At 37.4% G+C, this 17014-nt stretch carries 16 protein-coding genes; 10 read left to right on the top strand and 6 right to left on the bottom strand.

Going from position 1 to position 17014, the window contains the following annotated elements; translation table 11 throughout:
• Positions 1 to 161 precede the first annotated feature (161 nt).
• Complete coding sequence (locus JM79_RS08755) at positions 162 to 1676, top strand: DEAD/DEAH box helicase (protein ID WP_141877784.1); 1515 nt, start codon at positions 162 to 164, stop codon at positions 1674 to 1676.
• Here the strand turns inward: JM79_RS08755 and JM79_RS08750 are convergent.
• Positions 1673 to 3985, bottom strand: coding sequence for a transglycosylase domain-containing protein (locus tag JM79_RS08750; RefSeq protein ID WP_141877783.1), 2313 nt, complete (start codon positions 3983 to 3985; stop codon positions 1673 to 1675). The two genes, JM79_RS08755 and JM79_RS08750, sit on opposite strands and share 4 nt — an antisense overlap.
• Positions 3986 to 4142: 157 nt before the next feature.
• Complete coding sequence (locus tag JM79_RS16230) at positions 4143 to 4274, bottom strand: hypothetical protein (protein WP_260443408.1); 132 nt, start codon at positions 4272 to 4274, stop codon at positions 4143 to 4145.
• A gap of 474 nt (positions 4275 to 4748) precedes the next feature.
• Here JM79_RS16230 and JM79_RS08745 point away from each other — a divergent pair, with 474 nt between their 5' ends.
• Positions 4749 to 5600: an SdiA-regulated domain-containing protein gene (locus JM79_RS08745; RefSeq protein WP_141877782.1), complete on the top strand. Its 852-nt coding sequence runs from the start codon at positions 4749 to 4751 to the stop codon at positions 5598 to 5600.
• 1 nt (position 5601) lies between these two features.
• On the opposite strand, the gene JM79_RS08740 is transcribed toward JM79_RS08745, so the two are convergent.
• Positions 5602 to 6885 (bottom strand): dipeptidase, encoded by a 1284-nt coding sequence (locus tag JM79_RS08740; protein ID WP_141877781.1) that lies wholly within the window; start codon positions 6883 to 6885, stop codon positions 5602 to 5604.
• A gap of 108 nt (positions 6886 to 6993) precedes the next feature.
• On the opposite strand from JM79_RS08740, the gene JM79_RS08735 reads away from it, so the two are divergent.
• The 3 genes from JM79_RS08735 to JM79_RS08725 are packed head-to-tail and all read left to right on the top strand — an operon-like array spanning position 6994 to position 10354.
• Positions 6994 to 8445: a RimK family protein gene (locus JM79_RS08735; RefSeq protein WP_141877780.1), complete on the top strand. Its 1452-nt coding sequence runs from the start codon at positions 6994 to 6996 to the stop codon at positions 8443 to 8445.
• Positions 8446 to 8447: 2 nt separating this feature from the next.
• Positions 8448 to 9668 (top strand): glutamate-cysteine ligase family protein, encoded by a 1221-nt coding sequence (locus JM79_RS08730; RefSeq protein ID WP_141877779.1) that lies wholly within the window; start codon positions 8448 to 8450, stop codon positions 9666 to 9668.
• Positions 9665 to 10354, top strand: coding sequence for an N-formylglutamate amidohydrolase (locus tag JM79_RS08725; protein WP_141877778.1), 690 nt, complete (start codon positions 9665 to 9667; stop codon positions 10352 to 10354). Before JM79_RS08730 ends, JM79_RS08725 begins: the two co-directional genes overlap by 4 nt.
• Before the next feature lie 32 nt (positions 10355 to 10386).
• On the opposite strand, the gene JM79_RS08720 is transcribed toward JM79_RS08725, so the two are convergent.
• Together JM79_RS08720 and JM79_RS08715 are read right to left on the bottom strand one after the other, a co-directional pair.
• Positions 10387 to 10797 carry an OsmC family protein gene (locus JM79_RS08720; protein WP_141877777.1) on the bottom strand — a complete coding sequence of 137 codons (411 nt, stop codon included), beginning with the start codon at positions 10795 to 10797 and terminating at the stop codon, positions 10387 to 10389.
• A 142-nt stretch (positions 10798 to 10939) separates the two neighbouring features.
• Complete coding sequence (locus tag JM79_RS08715) at positions 10940 to 11371, bottom strand: peptidylprolyl isomerase (protein ID WP_141877776.1); 432 nt, start codon at positions 11369 to 11371, stop codon at positions 10940 to 10942.
• A gap of 199 nt (positions 11372 to 11570) precedes the next feature.
• Between JM79_RS08715 and JM79_RS08710 the strand changes: the two genes are divergently transcribed.
• The 4 genes from JM79_RS08710 (at position 11571) to JM79_RS16130 (ending at position 14922) form a co-directional block, all read left to right on the top strand.
• Entirely contained in the window at positions 11571 to 13037 is a 1467-nt protein-coding gene (locus JM79_RS08710) for a Gfo/Idh/MocA family oxidoreductase (RefSeq protein WP_141877775.1), read from the top strand.
• A gap of 3 nt (positions 13038 to 13040) precedes the next feature.
• Positions 13041 to 13493, top strand: a complete 453-nt coding sequence (locus JM79_RS08705; RefSeq protein ID WP_260443407.1) for a 3D domain-containing protein — start codon at positions 13041 to 13043, stop codon at positions 13491 to 13493.
• Positions 13494 to 13527: 34 nt separating this feature from the next.
• The gene (locus JM79_RS08700) at positions 13528 to 14604 is read left to right on the top strand and encodes a transporter substrate-binding domain-containing protein (RefSeq protein WP_260443406.1); all 1077 of its coding nucleotides are present in this window, start codon (positions 13528 to 13530) and stop codon (positions 14602 to 14604) included.
• Between the two features lie 153 nt (positions 14605 to 14757).
• A complete protein-coding gene (locus JM79_RS16130) occupies positions 14758 to 14922 on the top strand; it encodes a hypothetical protein (RefSeq protein ID WP_185739474.1) in 165 nt (54 codons plus the stop codon).
• A 3-nt stretch (positions 14923 to 14925) separates the two neighbouring features.
• Here the strand turns inward: JM79_RS16130 and JM79_RS08695 are convergent, their stop codons facing one another.
• Entirely contained in the window at positions 14926 to 15570 is a 645-nt protein-coding gene (locus tag JM79_RS08695; RefSeq protein ID WP_141877774.1) for a hypothetical protein, read from the bottom strand.
• Between the two features lie 101 nt (positions 15571 to 15671).
• Between JM79_RS08695 and JM79_RS08690 the strand changes: the two genes are divergently transcribed.
• The gene (locus JM79_RS08690) at positions 15672 to 17006 is read left to right on the top strand and encodes an aspartate kinase (protein WP_141877773.1); all 1335 of its coding nucleotides are present in this window, start codon (positions 15672 to 15674) and stop codon (positions 17004 to 17006) included.
• Positions 17007 to 17014 lie beyond the last annotated feature (8 nt).

The raw sequence follows: 17014 nt of genomic DNA, 5'->3' as shown, positions 1-17014 counted from the left end.
CATTGTTTTGGAGACAATAAATTCATGTTGGTAGGGAATTACTAATTTACGATAATTATAAGTAGCATACCGGTTAAAATAGATTCTATAATGTCCAATTTATTTTTGACCAAAGCTTAAAATGGTTTATTTTTGCAAAATTGCTTACTATAAAGGACTATATGGCGTCAGAAACATTTGGAATTGAGAAAAAGAAGGTCGACAAACAATTATATGATTACCAGCAGAAGGATATAGATAAAATTTTCGGGGTTATTGAAGAACATCCTGAAAACTATAATCTTCTATACCAGTTACCTACAGGAGGAGGGAAGACAGTTATTTTCTCTCAAATGACCAGGGAATATATTCAAAGAACCAATAAAAAGGTTCTTATACTAACACACCGTATTGAATTATGTAAGCAAACTTCTAAAATGCTTTCTGGATTTGGTGTGCGTAACAAGATCATTAACAGTAAAGTAAAGGAGTTACCAGATCAAAATGACTACATGTGTTTTGTAGCCATGGTGGAAACTTTGAACAACAGGCTTAATGATGAAAAGCTTAAGATCGAGGATATTGGACTGGTAATTATCGATGAAGCTCACTATAATAGTTTCAGAAAGCTCTTCAAGTTTTTTGAAAAGTGTTTTATTCTGGGAGTTACCGCCACACCGCTTAGTTCCAATATTAAGCTACCTATGAAAGATAATTACCGCGAACTTATCGTTGGTGATTCTATTACATCGTTGATCGAGAAAGGCTTCCTGGCGAGTTCTAATATTTATAGTTATAATGTTGGTCTTACCAATCTTAAAGTGGGGATGAATGGTGACTATACTGTGAAATCTTCAGAAGAACTGTATTCCAACTATAGTATGCAGGAGAAACTTCTCAATGCATATTATGAACGTTCTCGCGGTAAGAAAACCTTAATTTTCAATAATGGTATTAATACTTCGGTAGAAGTTTACCATACATTTAAAAGCGCTGGCTTGCCTATTCGTCATTTAGACAATACCACCAGCAAGCAGGATAGAAAAGATATTTTAAAGTGGTTTAAGCATACTCCAGATGCGATCGTTACTTCAGTAAGTATTCTTACGACTGGGTTTGATGAACCCACTGTAGAGACTATTGTCTTAAATCGTGCTACTAAGTCACTTACCTTGTATTTCCAGATGATTGGTCGTGGATCTCGTGTTCTTAAAGATAAGAGCGAATTTACCGTGATCGATCTTGGTAATAACATGGCCAGGTTTGGAAACTGGAGCAGTCCGGTTGATTGGAAACAGATCTTTAGATCACCAGATTTCTATTTTGAAAATCTATTGAGCGACGAGGATATCGAAAGAGATTTCCAATACCAGATGCCAGAGGAAATACGGGAACAGTTTTCTAAAACTGAAGATGTATCCTTTGATATTGAAGCTGCTTACGACACAGTTATTAAGAAAGGGCTAAAATCCAAAGCGGTTCTTGAATGGTCTATGGAGCAGCATGTTAAGATGTGCGTGGAGAATAGCGAAGATGTATTCGATGCCAGAATCCTTGCTAAAGAACTAAAGGATGACATTAGTTCACGAATTAAACAATACTCTTACTGTATAAGTAAAAGCACTAAAAATTATCGGGACTGGCTGGAAGAAGATTACTCCAGAAAACTAAGAATGCAGATCAATAAAGAATTCTAATTATCGTCTTTTTTACCGAAGAGTTTCTTGAAGAAACCTTTTTTCTTCTTCCCATCTTCTTCATCCTTATCGTCTAATCTGTCTTTCCGATCTTTATTTTTACCGGAAAACAGTCTTTCGAAAAAGTTATCACGTTCTTCTGGCGGGCATTCCATCAGGTTTGCCAGCTCTGAAGACAAAGGTTGAAATCTCGCATTGGTAATAGCATTAAAACTTGAACTTGCATTCATTTTCTGCATTAGCTTCGCAAAGATCGGTAGTGCCGAATTTGCTCCTTGGCCAATTCCAGTATTCCTGAAACCTATACGGTGATCATCAGATCCTACCCAGGTTACACAAACCAGTTCTGGCGTTATTCCCACGAACCAACCATCCTTATTATCCTGAGTCGTTCCGGTTTTACCTGCGATGTCATTTCTTAAACCATAGCTGTATCTAAGTCGGCTTGCGGTACCTTCATCCACAGTAGCCTGCATCATATTGACCATTATTTTGCGGGTATCTTCGGAAAAAGCTTTTTTTTCTGAAACCTTGGGTTTAAAAGTAGCTAGCACATTACCTTCAGCATCTTCGATTCTACTGATGTAGAATGGCTTGGCAGCATATCCATCATTTGCATAAGCTGAATAAGCACCTGTCATTTCCTCTAAATTAAGCGAAGCGGTTCCTAGTGCAATGGAAGGAACAGCCGGGAGATCAGATTCTATTCCAAGATCTCTGGCCTGCCTGATCACATTTGGAATTCCTGTCTCCATTAAAACTTTTACGGCGATGGTATTCATGGACTTACTAAGTGCCGTCTTTAGATTGTAATTCATATTTGGATCATCTCCTTCCGAAGAAGAATTGGAAGGAGTCCAGCCTTTATCATACGTAACTTCTCGAACCGAAAAATAGGTACATGGATCCATTCCATTTTCAAGGGCAGCGGTATAAACAAAAGGTTTGAAGGTAGATCCAACCTGTCTCTTGCTCTGGCTCACATGATCATATTTAAAGAAACGGAAGTCAACTCCTCCAACCCAGGCCTGGACAGCACCATCCTTAGGACTAACTGCCAGAAGTCCGGAATTCAGAAATTTCAAGTAATGTGCAATACTATCTATGCTGCTCACATTTTTAGTTTCCATTCCGTCGTAAGTAAACAACTCAGTAGAATGCTTCTGTTCCATTTTTTCCAGGATCTGTTCTTCTGAAAGACCTTCTTTTGAAAGCTTCTGGTACCTTGAACTGCGCTTTACAGCGTCCATCAATACCTTCTTATTCCTTTCCCATGGACCATAATTCCCGTAGGATTTCTCGTGATCGTTTTGCAATTGAGACATATGCTCTCGCATAGCCTCTTCAGCAAGCTGTTGCATTTCGTAATTTAGCGTGGTATGAACTATTAGACCATCTCTATATATATTGTACTTTTCTCCATCCTTATTCTTTAAAGTATCCAGGATTCCTGAAACATCTTTGCGTACCTGTTCTCTAAAATAGGGTGCAATACCTTTATCATGACTATAACTTCGATAATCCAGAATAAGTGGCAACATCTTGGCTTCTTCAGCTTGTGGCACACTCAGGTAGTTATATTTCGCCATTTGCATAAGCACAACATCACGACGAAGTCTGCTTCTTTCTGGAAAGATTCGCGGATTGTAATAATGACTTGCCTTTAGCATTCCGACAAGTACTGCAGCTTCTTCGAGCTTAAGATCCACAGTATGTTTATCGAAAAATTTCATGGAAGCACTTTCAATTCCGTAGGTATTATCACTAAATGGTACCGTGTTAAAATATAGCTGGACGAGTTCATTTTTACTATAAACATTTTCCAGACGTTTCGCAATTACAGCTTCCTGCATTTTGTTGATCACAATGCCTAGGATTCCGTAATCTTTTCTACCATAAATATTTTTGGCCAGCTGAAGAGTAATCGTACTTCCACCTCCGGCAGAATCATCCTGAAGTAAAATCGATTTAAAGAAAACCCTTCCTAAACTACGATTATCAATACCATCATGCTCATAGAAACGTGCATCTTCAGTAGCAATTAAGGCTTCAATGAGATGGGAGGGAAGCTGATCGAAATCGATGGGTTGGCGATCATAAACGTAGAACTTACCTATTAACTCGCCGTTAGAAGCGAGGACCTGGGTGGCCTTATTTTGTTGTAATGATGAAAGTTCAGATTCTGTAGGTATTTTTCCGAAGAGGCCAAAATAGATACTGGCAAAAAAAAGCAGGAAAAACCCTGTAAGGCTGGATATAATAATAAGTGCCCATCGAATAATGGGATTGTTCTTTAGTTTCGCTAACATTCTTGAGTAGTAAGGTTTGCAAATAAACGAATGTTTGCACTAGTGAATTATATTTTAAGCTTAATTTATAAATTTTGTTAAATAAAAAGAGGCTAATAAAACTATTAACCTCTTTCTTAACTGTAGTTGTGATGATTTGATTGATAAAATGGTCCTTTCATGCAGTGTATTTTTGATCGCTAAATTTAGACCTGTGTGATGATTTGATGTTTAGAAATGGCCTCCGGTGTGTGATGCCACCGGTTCTGGCATTTCCAAAAACCTGTATATTACTTTCCAGACTTGTCATGATTGATAAATTTTTGATGATTGATTAATACTTTCTACGATTGGAGAATAATGATCTTTCTGCGTTGGCCTCAGTATTCATGAAGTAGGACCTTGATTTGGTTTGATTGATTGAATGTCTCATAATGATTGTATTGATGATTGATGAATAAGTTTGATTAAGCTCTTTTGCGCTTCGGAAATACCTGTCTCTGTAGGTTCGCCTCGGTGTTCATAAAGCATTGTCTTCTTTTTGTGTGATTGATTGAATGTCTCATAATTAAAGTTTTAGATGATTATTAAACCATTTTTGATGTTGTTGATGATGGTTTCTATTTAATAGACGCGGCAAAACTTGTTATGTTACAGTACTATGCAATAAAAGGTACTGAATTAACAAGTTTTAACATTATAAGGTGCGTGCACTGTTCAAAGTATTGTTAAACTTTTTCAATGAGATAGGCTTAATTGTACATTAGAACTTAAATGTGTCTATATGAATAAGTGGGTTATTGGAATCGTAACTATGGTCATTGTTTTGGCCGGAATCATTTACGCGATCTACCAATTAAATGATTATGATTTTAATGATGTTGAGAAATCTTATGAAATAGTCGAGTCATGGGAATTACCTTCAGAATTAAATGAAGTTTCCGGAATGGTATATAATGAAGACGGACTTATGATCTGTGTGCAGGATGAGGACGGTATCCTGTTTACTTTTGATATGGAAACGAAAGAGATCATTAAAACACACAAGTTTTCATATTCCGGAGATTATGAGGCTTTAACTTATCTGGATGGTGTCTACTGGGTTGCTGAAAGTAATGGGCGAATTATAGATGTTTCAGATCTTGATGTTGCAGATCAGGAACTGGAGGGCATACAGTTGGATTTTGAATACAGGAACAACATAGAAGGTATGACTGCAACTCCAGACGGAAAGTTGTGGATCACAGTCAAGGATCGTAATCTGGACAATAGTAGTGGTTATAAAGGTGTTTATGAATATGATCCGGAAACCAGAAAACTGCAGAAAGAACCAATCTTAAGAGTTGACTACGAAGATCCAAAGTTTGAACGTTTAAAAACTCATAATCCCAGAAAACTATTAAGACCATCAGATCTTGCGATTCATCCGTTAACCGGCGATCTATATATTCTTGATGCTGAATTTCAGAAGGTGATAATTACCGATCAACAAGGCGGTATAAAATCCATACACTTGCTCGACCCGGCAGAATTCGAGCAACCAGAAGGAATTGCATTTTCTAAAGATGGCAGGATTTTTATTTCTAATGAAAGAGTAGGAGTACCCGCAAATATCAGGGAAATAAAATTTAATTAATTTATCCCTGCATATTTCTACTTACATCCTGAACTTCGTCGAGTACTCTTAGTAGGTTTTCACCCCAGAGTTTCGCTATTTCCTGTTCAGAATATCCTCTTCGAACTAGTTCGATAGTTACATTAAGCGTTTCACTGGCATCATCCCAACCATAAATTCCACCGCCTCCATCAAAGTCGGAGCTAATTCCAACATGATCAATACCAATTTTTTTCACGAGGTAGTCGATATGATCCACGAAATCTAGTACGGCCACCGGAGTTGAAGTTTCATTTAAATTATCCAGGGCAGGCTTAGCGGCGGTTCTTATCTTTTTTAGATCTGTGTAATAGTTCTCTTTCGCTGTTTCATCAAGTTTTCGAACGCTGTCTCTTTCTAAATAACTCAAGCCCAATTGATCTGCAGTATTTTTGTAAACTTTAGTTTCTGCCTTCGAAAAAGTATTATGTTTCTCAGTATTCAAATAAGAACTAAACGCCACCGTTTGAACGACACCGCCATTCTCACGAAACAGTTCAAGTAGTTCGTCATCCAGGTTTCTACTATGATCGCAAAGAGCTCTGGCAGAAGAATGAGAAGCTATAAGTGGTGCTTTTGATATGCTGAACATATCTTTGATCGCTTCTTTACTGGGATGTGAAACATCGATCATAATTCCAAACTTATTCATTTCCAGAACTGCCTTCTCTCCCAATTCGCTCAATCCATTGTGCAGCCATTCATCATTTTCCTCTCCCGTATTGGAGTCTGAAAACTGACTATGACCATTATGTGAAAGTGACATATATCTGGCTCCTCTATCGTGAAACTCTTTGATTCTGCTTAGATCGGTCCCAACAGGATACGCATTTTCCACACCTATCATGGCGACTTTTTTTCCTTCTGAAACCAACTTTCTTACTTCCGCAGAAGTCGTAGCCAGTCCTATAGTTTCAGAAGCATAAGTTTCTGTAAGCCTGTGAATTGCATCAAATTTGCTAATTGCATTCTCATAAGCTTCAGCATAACCTTGCTCATTCAATTCGCCCTGCCCGGTATAAACGATCAACCAGCTAACATCAAGCCCACCAGCCATCATTTTCGGCAAATTTACCTGGGTGTCCAGGTCTTGTGTATAGTTTTTATCAGTAGTGAAATTATTAATATTAATATCGTTGTGCGTATCTATAGTAATCACACGCTCATGTATTCTGGTCGCTTTCTCGATCAATTCTGAATCCTGAGTTTGTGCATTGCTATTAAATACTAGAGAGAAAAGGAGTAATCCTGATATTGATAATTTCATAAACTTAGATTTTCAGGCTGAATTTAATAATTATAATTAAGGATAACTTAAAATCTTATTTACGATTGAATTTTAATATACATTTGATTTGAGTTACCAATAAATTGAATGAATAAATACATCGTTGTAAACCAGCCTGAAAACTGGACCATTTCTCCGGAGAATACAAAAATTATCTCTTCGCGGGATTACCTTACCAATCCTGAATTCGCAAAGCTCAAGAATGTTCGAATATTTAATCTCTGTAAAGACTATTCATACCAGTCCAAGGGATACTATGTCTCTTTACTGGCAGAAGCCCGTGGACATTCAGCTATCCCAACCATTAGGAATCTGGTGGATCTTGGAGAACCAAAGTTGGTCAGGATAGTTTCTGATGAATTTGACGATCTTATTCAGCGTAGTTTTAAAAGTCTGAAATCCAAAGAGTTTACGCTCAGCATCTATTTTGGGCAGAATGTCGCCGCGAAATACAAGGAATTGAGCGCTACATTTTTCAGGCATTTCCAGATTCCATTATTGCGGGTACGATTCATTTATACGACTAAGTGGAATATTAAAAATATCAAAGCGATTTCTGAAGCTGAAATTCCTGAAGAACATAAAGAGAGTATGTATGCATTTGCTGAGCAATATTTTAGCAAAAAGCGTTATGATACTCCGAAGCTTTCCAATTATGAATATGACTTAGCAATCTTGGTGAAAGATGGGGATCCCGCACCTCCAAGTAATAGCAAAGCTTTGAAAAAATTCGTGGAGATCGCGGAAAAAATGGGTTTTTATACTGAAATTGTTTCACCTAAAGACCTCTCCAGGCTTTCATCTTTCGATGCTCTGTTTATCCGCCAGAGTACGGAAGTAAATAATGAAGCTTACGCATTTGCTCGCAAAGCACAGCAGGAAGGCATTGCGCTTGTAGATATGCCAGATGCAATATTAAAATGTTGCAACAAGGTATTTATGGCTGAAGCTTTGCAAAATGCCGGAATACCAACGCCGCAAACCATGATCGTACACAAAGAAAATGTTAGTCAGGTTCTGGAAACGATCGGATTGCCAGTAGTATTAAAATCACCGGATTCTACTTTCTCTTTTGGTGTTAAAAAAGCAAAAACCGAATCTGAATATCATGAGCTCGCATCTGCGATGCTTAAAGAGTCTGAACTGGTTATCGCTCAGGAATTTTCCTATTCTGAATATGACTGGAGAATTGGAATTCTAGATGGAAAACCATTTTACGCCAGTAAATACTATATGGCAAAAGGTCACTGGCAGATCTACAACTGGAATGCTGAAGACAAATATGATCAGGATGGAAATGCAGACTCTCTGCCTATAGAAAAAGTTCCTGCTGAAATAATTAAAATTGCGGTAAAGTCGGCAAAACTAATGGGTGCAGGCTTATACGGAATCGATATTAAAGAAACTGAAAAAGGCCCGGTGGTTATTGAAATAAATGACAATCCCAATATTGATGCGGGAGTAGAGGATGAGTATTATGGTGATAAGATCTATACTGATATCATTACTGCTCTTAAAAACCGACTAGAAAAAAATTAAGAATGGCATATCACTTATTTGAAGTTTATGGAATAGAGCTGGAATACATGCTCGTGCATAATAAAACCATGAAGGTTAATCCTTCAGTTGATGAATTGTTTACCCTCAAGAATGGTACTCTAACTTCAGATGTTTCAAACGGTAAGATTGAATGGAGCAATGAGCTCGTAGCCCATGTAGTAGAATTAAAAACCAATGGTCCCGTATCCAGCCTGGAAGATCTGGAAAATGACTTTCTTCAGAATATAAAGGAGATTAACAAGCTTCTTGAAAATATAGATTCAAAATTACTGGCCGGCGCATGCCATCCTTTAATGGATACTTTGGTAGAAACAAAATTATGGCCACACGATCATAACGAAATTTACAACCTCTACAATAGGATATTTGACTGCAGGGGACATGGGTGGAGCAATGTTCAGAGTATGCATATCAATTTGCCCTTTGCAAATGATCAGGAATTTGAGAAGTTGCATGCAGCAGTGCGTATCTTACTTCCAATTATTCCTGGTCTGGCAGCAAGCTCCCCGGTATTAGATGGTCATTTCACTGGATATAAGGATTCCAGAATGCACTATTATAAAACCAACCAGAAGGAAATACCTCATATGACAGGGAAGGTCATACCTGAACAGGTCTTCAGTAAGAAAGAATATCACGAAAAGATCTTTGATCCTATAAATAAAGCGATTAAGAAGTATGATACCGAACAAATTCTCGATCATCATTTTTTAAATTCAAGAGGAGCTATTTCCCGGTTCGACAGGAATGCAATTGAGATCAGGGTTATCGATACTCAGGAAACACCTTCCGCAGATATTGCTATTGCCGCCTTTATAGTAGAAGCTTTAAGATTATTGGTTTCTGAAGAACTGGTATCTCTGGAAGATCAAAAGACCTGGCACGAAGATGATTTATATGACATCTTTAATGATGTGATCAGGGATGCTGAAAATACGCTGATTACAAACAAGCGATATCTTGCAATTTTTGATATTGAAAAAGACGCTGAAGTTAGAAATATCTGGAAAAACATTTATAAACGCGTAGGTAATAAATTGTCTGTGAATCATCAGAATCATATTGAATTCTTATTACAGAATGGCAGTCTTGCATCACGTATTTTAAAATCCTTGAGAGGAGATTTTTCAGAAACGAACATAAAACGTACTTACTTGAAGATCGCTGAAAGTCTGCAGTCGGATCGTATGTTCCGGCCATGAAAATAGTAATTACCTGCGAACATGCTACGAATGCAATTCCGCCTGAATACGTTTATTTATTTGTAGAGCAGAAGGATGTTCTAAATACTCATGAAGGTTATGATCCCGGCGCTTACGATCTTTACAATTATTTAGAACCTTTATCAAATGCCAGCTATGCGCAGGATATTGGAAGATTACTAATTGAAACTAATAGATCTTTACACCATCCTAAGCTATTTTCCAGGTTCTCAAAAATTCTTGAGCATTCTAAGAAGAGTGAAATAATCGAAAAACACTATTCACCTTACCGTCGTCATGTTGAGAATATAATTCTGGATTTTCATAAATTGAATCTCACGGTATTACATCTTTCGATTCATTCGTTTACTCCCGTTTTTAATGATCTTGAAAGAAATTGCGATATAGGGATATTATATGATCCTAAGGTTTGGTTAGAAAAGCAATGGAGTGAGCAATTCAAAAGTTCTCTCACAGAAGAATCTAAATACAGAGTTCGCAAAAATTATCCATATCATGGAAAAGCTGATGGTTTTACTACTTACCTGAGAAAAAGATTTACAGAAAATTATATCGGAATCGAGATTGAGGTCAATCAAAAATTCGTATCCAGGAATATCATGCAAGAGAGTATGAAGGAAACCATTTATAAATCTATAGAACTGTGCATAAAAAAAGCCCCTTAATTAAGGAGCTTTAATTCGGGGGATCTAATCTCTTATTTTAGATCGTATTCCAATGTGATTTCTGCTTTAAGCAATTTTGAAAGCGGACAGCTTTCTTTGGCTTTATTAGCGATCTTGTCAAATGTATCTTTATCAATTCCTGGTACATCTGCGGTCAAGATCAAATGAGATTTTGTGATCTCTCCATCCTCGAATGTGATTTCACTTGTCGTAGCTACCTGGTTTGGTTCATATCCATCTTCAGAAAGAAAAGCGGATAGTTGCATACTGAAACAACCTGCGTGTGCTGCACCAACCAATTCTTCTGGATTTGTTCCATTCCCGTTTTCAAAACGTGTCTTATATGAGTATTGTTCATCTTTAAGAACTCCGCTCTCAAGACTAACTGTTCCTTTTCCTTCTTTTAAAGAGCCTTTCCACTCCGCTGATCCTTTTCTTATCATAACTTAGATTTTGATTTTAATCTAATGTAAGGAGCATAACTATCAATGGAAAAGAATTATCATAACCTTAACCAGAATATCAAATACAATCAAAAAAAAGCCCGGATAGACCGGGCTTTTTTCAAATATGTGCGATGATCAATTACTTGATCTCAACTACTTCCAGATCAAAAATAAGATCCTTTCCAGCTAGAGGGTGATTTGCATCTACTACGATGGTCTCATCCTTTACATCTGTAATTACCAGATTGATCTCACGACCATCAGGTCCTTTAGATACCAATGGCATTCCAACTTCTGGCTTAAGTTCTTCTGGAAGTTGATTTTTTTGAACTTCCTGGATCAATTCTTCTTTTGGATCTCCGTAAGCTTCATCTTTAGATATGTTGATAGTCTTCTTCTCGTTAACTTCCATACCGATAAGGCCTTCTTCAAATCCAGGAATTAATTGTCCTTCACCTAGAGTGAATTCGATAGGTTCTCCACGTTCTATTGAACTGTCAAAAACCTGTCCGTCTTCTAGTTTTCCTGTGTAGTGTACCTTTACGGCATCATTCTGCTTAACTTGACTCATAAAATATTATTTTCCATTACAAATTGAGGCTTCGATATTCTCTCCACCATTTTCAAGTACAAATGTGCAAGGACCTTGCCGAAGGTCTAATCACCCGACACAATAACTGATTCTACCGGCAATATGTCAGTCAAGGTTTAATTGTTTTATTATCTGAAAAAAGATAACTTTAAGCAATTCCTAATCAACACCTTACAAAATGAGCAAATTTTCCTTTCAGAATAATTCAAATACCAGAAGAGATTTCATTAAAAAATCTGCAGTTGCAGCTTCAGGATTCATGATCGTTCCCAGGCATGTACTGGGTGGACCTGGTTTTACTGCACCAAGTGATAAATTGTTGATTGCCGGGATTGGAGTAGGAGGTAAAGGGGAATCAGATATCATGAGTTTCTACAAAAGCGGCAAAGCTGAAATAGCATTTTTGTGTGATGTAGATGACAGGCGAGCGGCAGCTTCCCGAAAAGCTTTTCCAAAGGCGAAGTATTATAAGGATTACCGTGAAATGTTTGATAAAGAATCTAAAAATTTCGATGCAGTAAGTGTTTCAACTCCAGACCATAATCATGCTGTACAAACTATGGCTGCTATGGAACGCGGAAAACACGTATTTGTTCAGAAACCACTTACACATGATATTTATGAAGCCAGAAAGCTAACAGAAGCAGCTAAAGAATATAAGGTAGTTACTCAAATGGGTAACCAGGGTGCTTCAGGAGATGGGGTGCGCAAAATGAAAGAATGGTATGACGCAGGTCTTATTGGAGAAGTACAGGAAGTAAATGTATGGACGAATAGACCAGTATGGCCACAAGGAATCCCATGGCCGAAAACTAGCAGTGCAATTCCTTCTGAACTGGACTGGAAATTATGGCTTGGTACTGCACCACATAAAGAATATGTGGATGGATTGGTTCCTTTTAACTGGCGTGGCTGGTGGGATTATGGAACTGGTGCTCTTGGGGATATGGGTTGTCATCTTATCGAACCGCCTTTTAGCGTACTGGATCTTAAATATCCAAAAGAAGTTGAATGTAGTGTTGGAAGTGTATATGTAGATGAATTTCAGAGAGGTTATTTCCCGGATAGCTGTCCTCCTTCAAGTCATGTAATTATGAGCTTTGATGGAAAGACTCCGGGTGCTGATGATATCAAACTTCATTGGATGGATGGCGGTATCAAACCTATGCGACCTGAAGAATTAGGTCCTGAAGAAACATTTGGAGATGGAGGCAATGGTGCCTTGATCATTGGAACTAAAGGTAAAATGATGTGTGGTACCTACGGACTTAATCCTCGATTACTACCTACCTCAAAAACAGACGAGGTAAATGTAGCTGAGACCTACGAACGTGTACCTAATGGCATGGATGGTCATTACGCTCAATGGGTGGAAGCGGCTATTGCAGGGTATGGCAATAAAAAACTGAGTTCGCCGTTCGATATCGCAGGTCCTTTGACTGAATCTTTATTGATAGCAAATCTCGCCATTCGAGGTTATGATATTCAGAATAGGAAAAAGGACGCGAACGGTAAGGACCAGATCATCTATCCAGGCAGAGACCTTAAGATGATCTGGGATTCAGAAAATATGAAAGTCACCAATTTTGATGAAGCAAATCAATTTGTTAAACGAGAATATCCTGAAGGATTCACTTTATCTTAAAGGATGCTGTACTCTAAATATACGTACAGGCTTAAAAAATCTGCGATTTTGATTTCCGGGTTTATTTTAATGATCTATCTAACTGCCTGTACGGCATTTGATGGTAACAAGAATGTTGAAGACTGGGATACCATTTGTGTGACGGCAACCGCTTATAACTCGGTAGAATATCAAACTCAGAATAACCCTAGAATTACTGCTTGGGGAGATACATTAAAACCAGGTATGAATGCGATCGCAGTTTCGCGCGATCTTTTAAAGATGGGACTAGACTATAATTCACCCATCAAAATAGAAGGTTTTGACAGTGTTTTCTATATCAAAGACAAGATGCACTACCGTTGGAAAAAAAGGATTGATATCTATATGGGACAGGATGTTTCAAAGGCAAAAGATTTTGGGAAGAAGCAGCTAAATATTGCTTACTTATTTCAGAAGGATTCGTTGAAAAAATAGGAATGTTTATCTTCGAGCTCATTTAAAGTTTAAAATGATGTCTTATTCCAGGTTTACTATCCTGTTTCTATGTTTTATCTCCTTTTGCAGCAATTCGCTTATCGCTCAGGATAGCCTTTCTTCGGAAACGAATAAAGTGGTCATAGGTATTTCTGAAACCGCTCCTTTTGTTGAGAAACATAATGGTAAATTTAGAGGTCTTAGTATAGCTTCCTGGAAAATGGTCAACGAGGAATTACAATTAGATTACGAATTCAAAGAGTATAAGGACCTTGGAAGTTTACTCGATGGTATAGAAGCAGGTGAGGTGGACTTCAGTATCAATCCGGTCACAGTGACAGATAATCGTATGCATCGTATGGAATTCTCTCAACCATACTTTATCTCTCATACCAGCGTTGCCAAAAGATCTGAATCTCAAACTCTAAGACATCTTAAAAATCTATTTAGCTGGGAGTTTTTCTCTATTATAGGATTGCTTTTACTTGTCATATTCATTTTCGGTTTTCTAGTATGGGTATTTGAAAGAAAACAGAATAAGGAAGAATTTGGAGGCAATTTAAGGGGTATTTTACAGGGATTCTGGTGGAGTGCAGTGACAATGACTACAGTGGGATATGGAGATAAATCACCTCGAACACTTGGTGGAAGAATCATTGGTCTTATCTGGATGTTTATGGCTGTTATTATCATATCGAGTTTTACGGCCGGGATCGCCTCTTCATTAACTGTAAAAGGTATCAACGAAGATATTAGCAATATTCAGGATCTCGATCGATTTGAAGTAACAACTATAAGAAGCTCCAGTTCCCAGGAATTATTGGACTTATATAATATTGAAACAGATCTTGTGAATAACGGAATGGAAGCTTTAGACAAACTTACCAATCAAGAAACCGCTCTCGTAGTCTATGATGAACCTATACTTAGATACCATATAGAACAAATGAGCCTGGAGAGCGAACTGGAAATCATTGAGCAAAGTTTAAAAAAGGATTATTACAGTTATGCTTTTCCCAAGAATTCTGAATATCGTGATTTAATCGATCCTGTACTGGTTCGTATTCTGAAATCAATGGAATGGGCTAGCATTGTGAAGGATTACAATTGATATTTCGAACGACAACACCTTAATTCTTGCTGCTTCAGGGGTAATCAATACCCATTTAAATGATATTTTAATTTAAGATTGTAATATCAATTATTTAAAAATACTGTAATTAAATTATTGATAATTAGTATATTGGGGTCGATTTCTAACCAAATGACCAAAAATATGCCCACCGGGAACAAATCTGAAACCACTTCAGACCCAGACATCTTCAATGAAAATAATAGCAATTCAAATAAGCTTATCTATTTAGCGATTGCATTTATAATTATTTTTACAGTTGTTGCGATGACTGGTGTTTATTACGAATACTGGTAGTCTTTAAGCCTTTATCTCATTGAGTAGCAAAAATGCTTTATTCACATACTCTTTTTCCAGGAAAAGCGCGAAGTAATTTGAAGTGGAAATCATTTCAAAAACCGGAATTCCCTCATAGGCAAGTAATTTGAACATGTAGAAATACAATCCAACTGTTTGGGAGCTATTCTTAGGCAGAGCAATAGTGATTGAAGACAATTCCTTTTTTACTGTTACTCTGACTTCATTTCTAAAGCAATCTTCTACCAGATCTGTAAGAGTTGAGGATACCAGAATATTACTCTCCTGATAGTTACTGGAGTAATTAAGGTAAATACCAGTTTGATCCTTTACAGATTCCAGCAGTTTAGCTTTGTTGGCAATAATAGTCTTGCTATTCAGGAAGGTATACTCAGTGATGCCAGATCGTACAATAATATCACCTAATTCTCTCAGGCTTTTCATATTGATCTTAGTTCTATGTGGTGCGTAACGACGAAGTGCCATAATGATACTTCCCTGTTTAACAGTTTTACGCATTTCTTGTTCGACTTGCGGTTGAATGTCGGAAGCTAAACCACTAAAGTTTACAATATCTCTGGCGATCGCATCATCCAGAAATGGTTGATGCCTTATAATGTCGTGTACTACGGTAGTAATTGTCTTCATTGTTAATTATTGTACATAATGTGCAAATGTATATAAATCGATCAATTTTCTTTAGTGCAGTTAAAACTATATGTACTTATGCACAGAGAAATCAGAGAGATATGAAAGTTTTAAAATTTGGAGGTACTTCAGTAGGTTCCGCAGAGAATATCCGGAATGTATCAAGTATGATTCGAAAAATTGAAGGGGACAAGTTATTGGTACTGTCTGCTATGTCTGGTGTGACAAATCTTCTGGTAGAACTTGCTAGTAGTGTAGAACAGAGAGATCAGGTTAAGATCGACGAAAGTCTGGAAGCTCTGTTTCTTAGGCATGAGCACGAAATTGAAATACTGTTCAATTCCGTAGATGATAGAAATGAAGTTTTCGATATTCTTCAAGCCGAACTTTCAGAGCTGCGATATATCGCTTCTCAGGAATTCAGTAAAGAAAATGAGTGTAGGATATTGACAACTGGAGAAACAATTCTTACCAGGATCTTCAGTTTTTATTTGACAAAAAATGCTATATACAACAAATGGTTGAATGCCAGGGATTTCATGCAGGTTGCTAATCCTGAAAATCCAGATACGGAACTCGTTGGAAATTTGCTTCAGTCTCAACTGAATTCGCAGACTGACGAATCCATTTATATAACTCAGGGATTCGTAAGAATAAATGATCGCGGAGAAATTTCGACCCTTAACAGGGGAGGTAGTGATTTTACTGCAACGATCATTGGAGCCGCTGTAAATGCTTCTGAAATACAGATCTGGACCGATATTAATGGTTTGCATAATAATGATCCCAGGGTAGTGGAAAACACATTTCCGGTAGCTCAGCTAAGTTTCGAGGAAGCAGCAGAGCTAGCCTATTTTGGTGCAAAGATCCTTCATCCCCAAACCATATCGCCGGTTATCGATAAAAATATCCCTGTATTTCTAAAAAACACTTTTAAACCATCAGATCCTGGTACCTGCATTTCTTCGATTTCCGAAACGAAAGGTTTGAAGGCTATTTCAGCGAAAGATAATATTACAGCTATCAAAATTAAATCCAACAGGATGTTGATGGCTCATGGTTTTCTAAGGAAGATATTTGAAGTTTTCGATAAATATGAAACGGCAATTGATATGATCACCACCTCAGAAATAGCCATTTCACTCACTATCGACAATGTTTTGAACCTTGAACCTATTCTGAGCGAACTCAATGCTTATGGAGAGATTAGTGTGGATCGTGATCACAGTATCATTTGTGTGGTTGGTGAGGGACTAATTGACGATCGTGGAACTCCAAGATTGTTCGAAATTCTGGATGACGTGCCGGTTAGAATGATCTCTTATGGAGGAAGCAACAATAATATCTCACTCTTAGTAGATACAAAATATAAGACTGCCGCTTTGCAGAATCTAAATAAAAAATTGTTCAGAAGGGCTTTTGAAGCCATTGTTTGATACTTCTG

It is taken from the genome of Gramella sp. Hel_I_59 (genome assembly GCF_006714895.1).
GTDB lineage: Bacteria > Bacteroidota > Bacteroidia > Flavobacteriales > Flavobacteriaceae > Christiangramia.
Note: the sequence above shows the minus strand (reverse complement) of the source record. Positions and strands in the feature narration are given on the sequence as shown.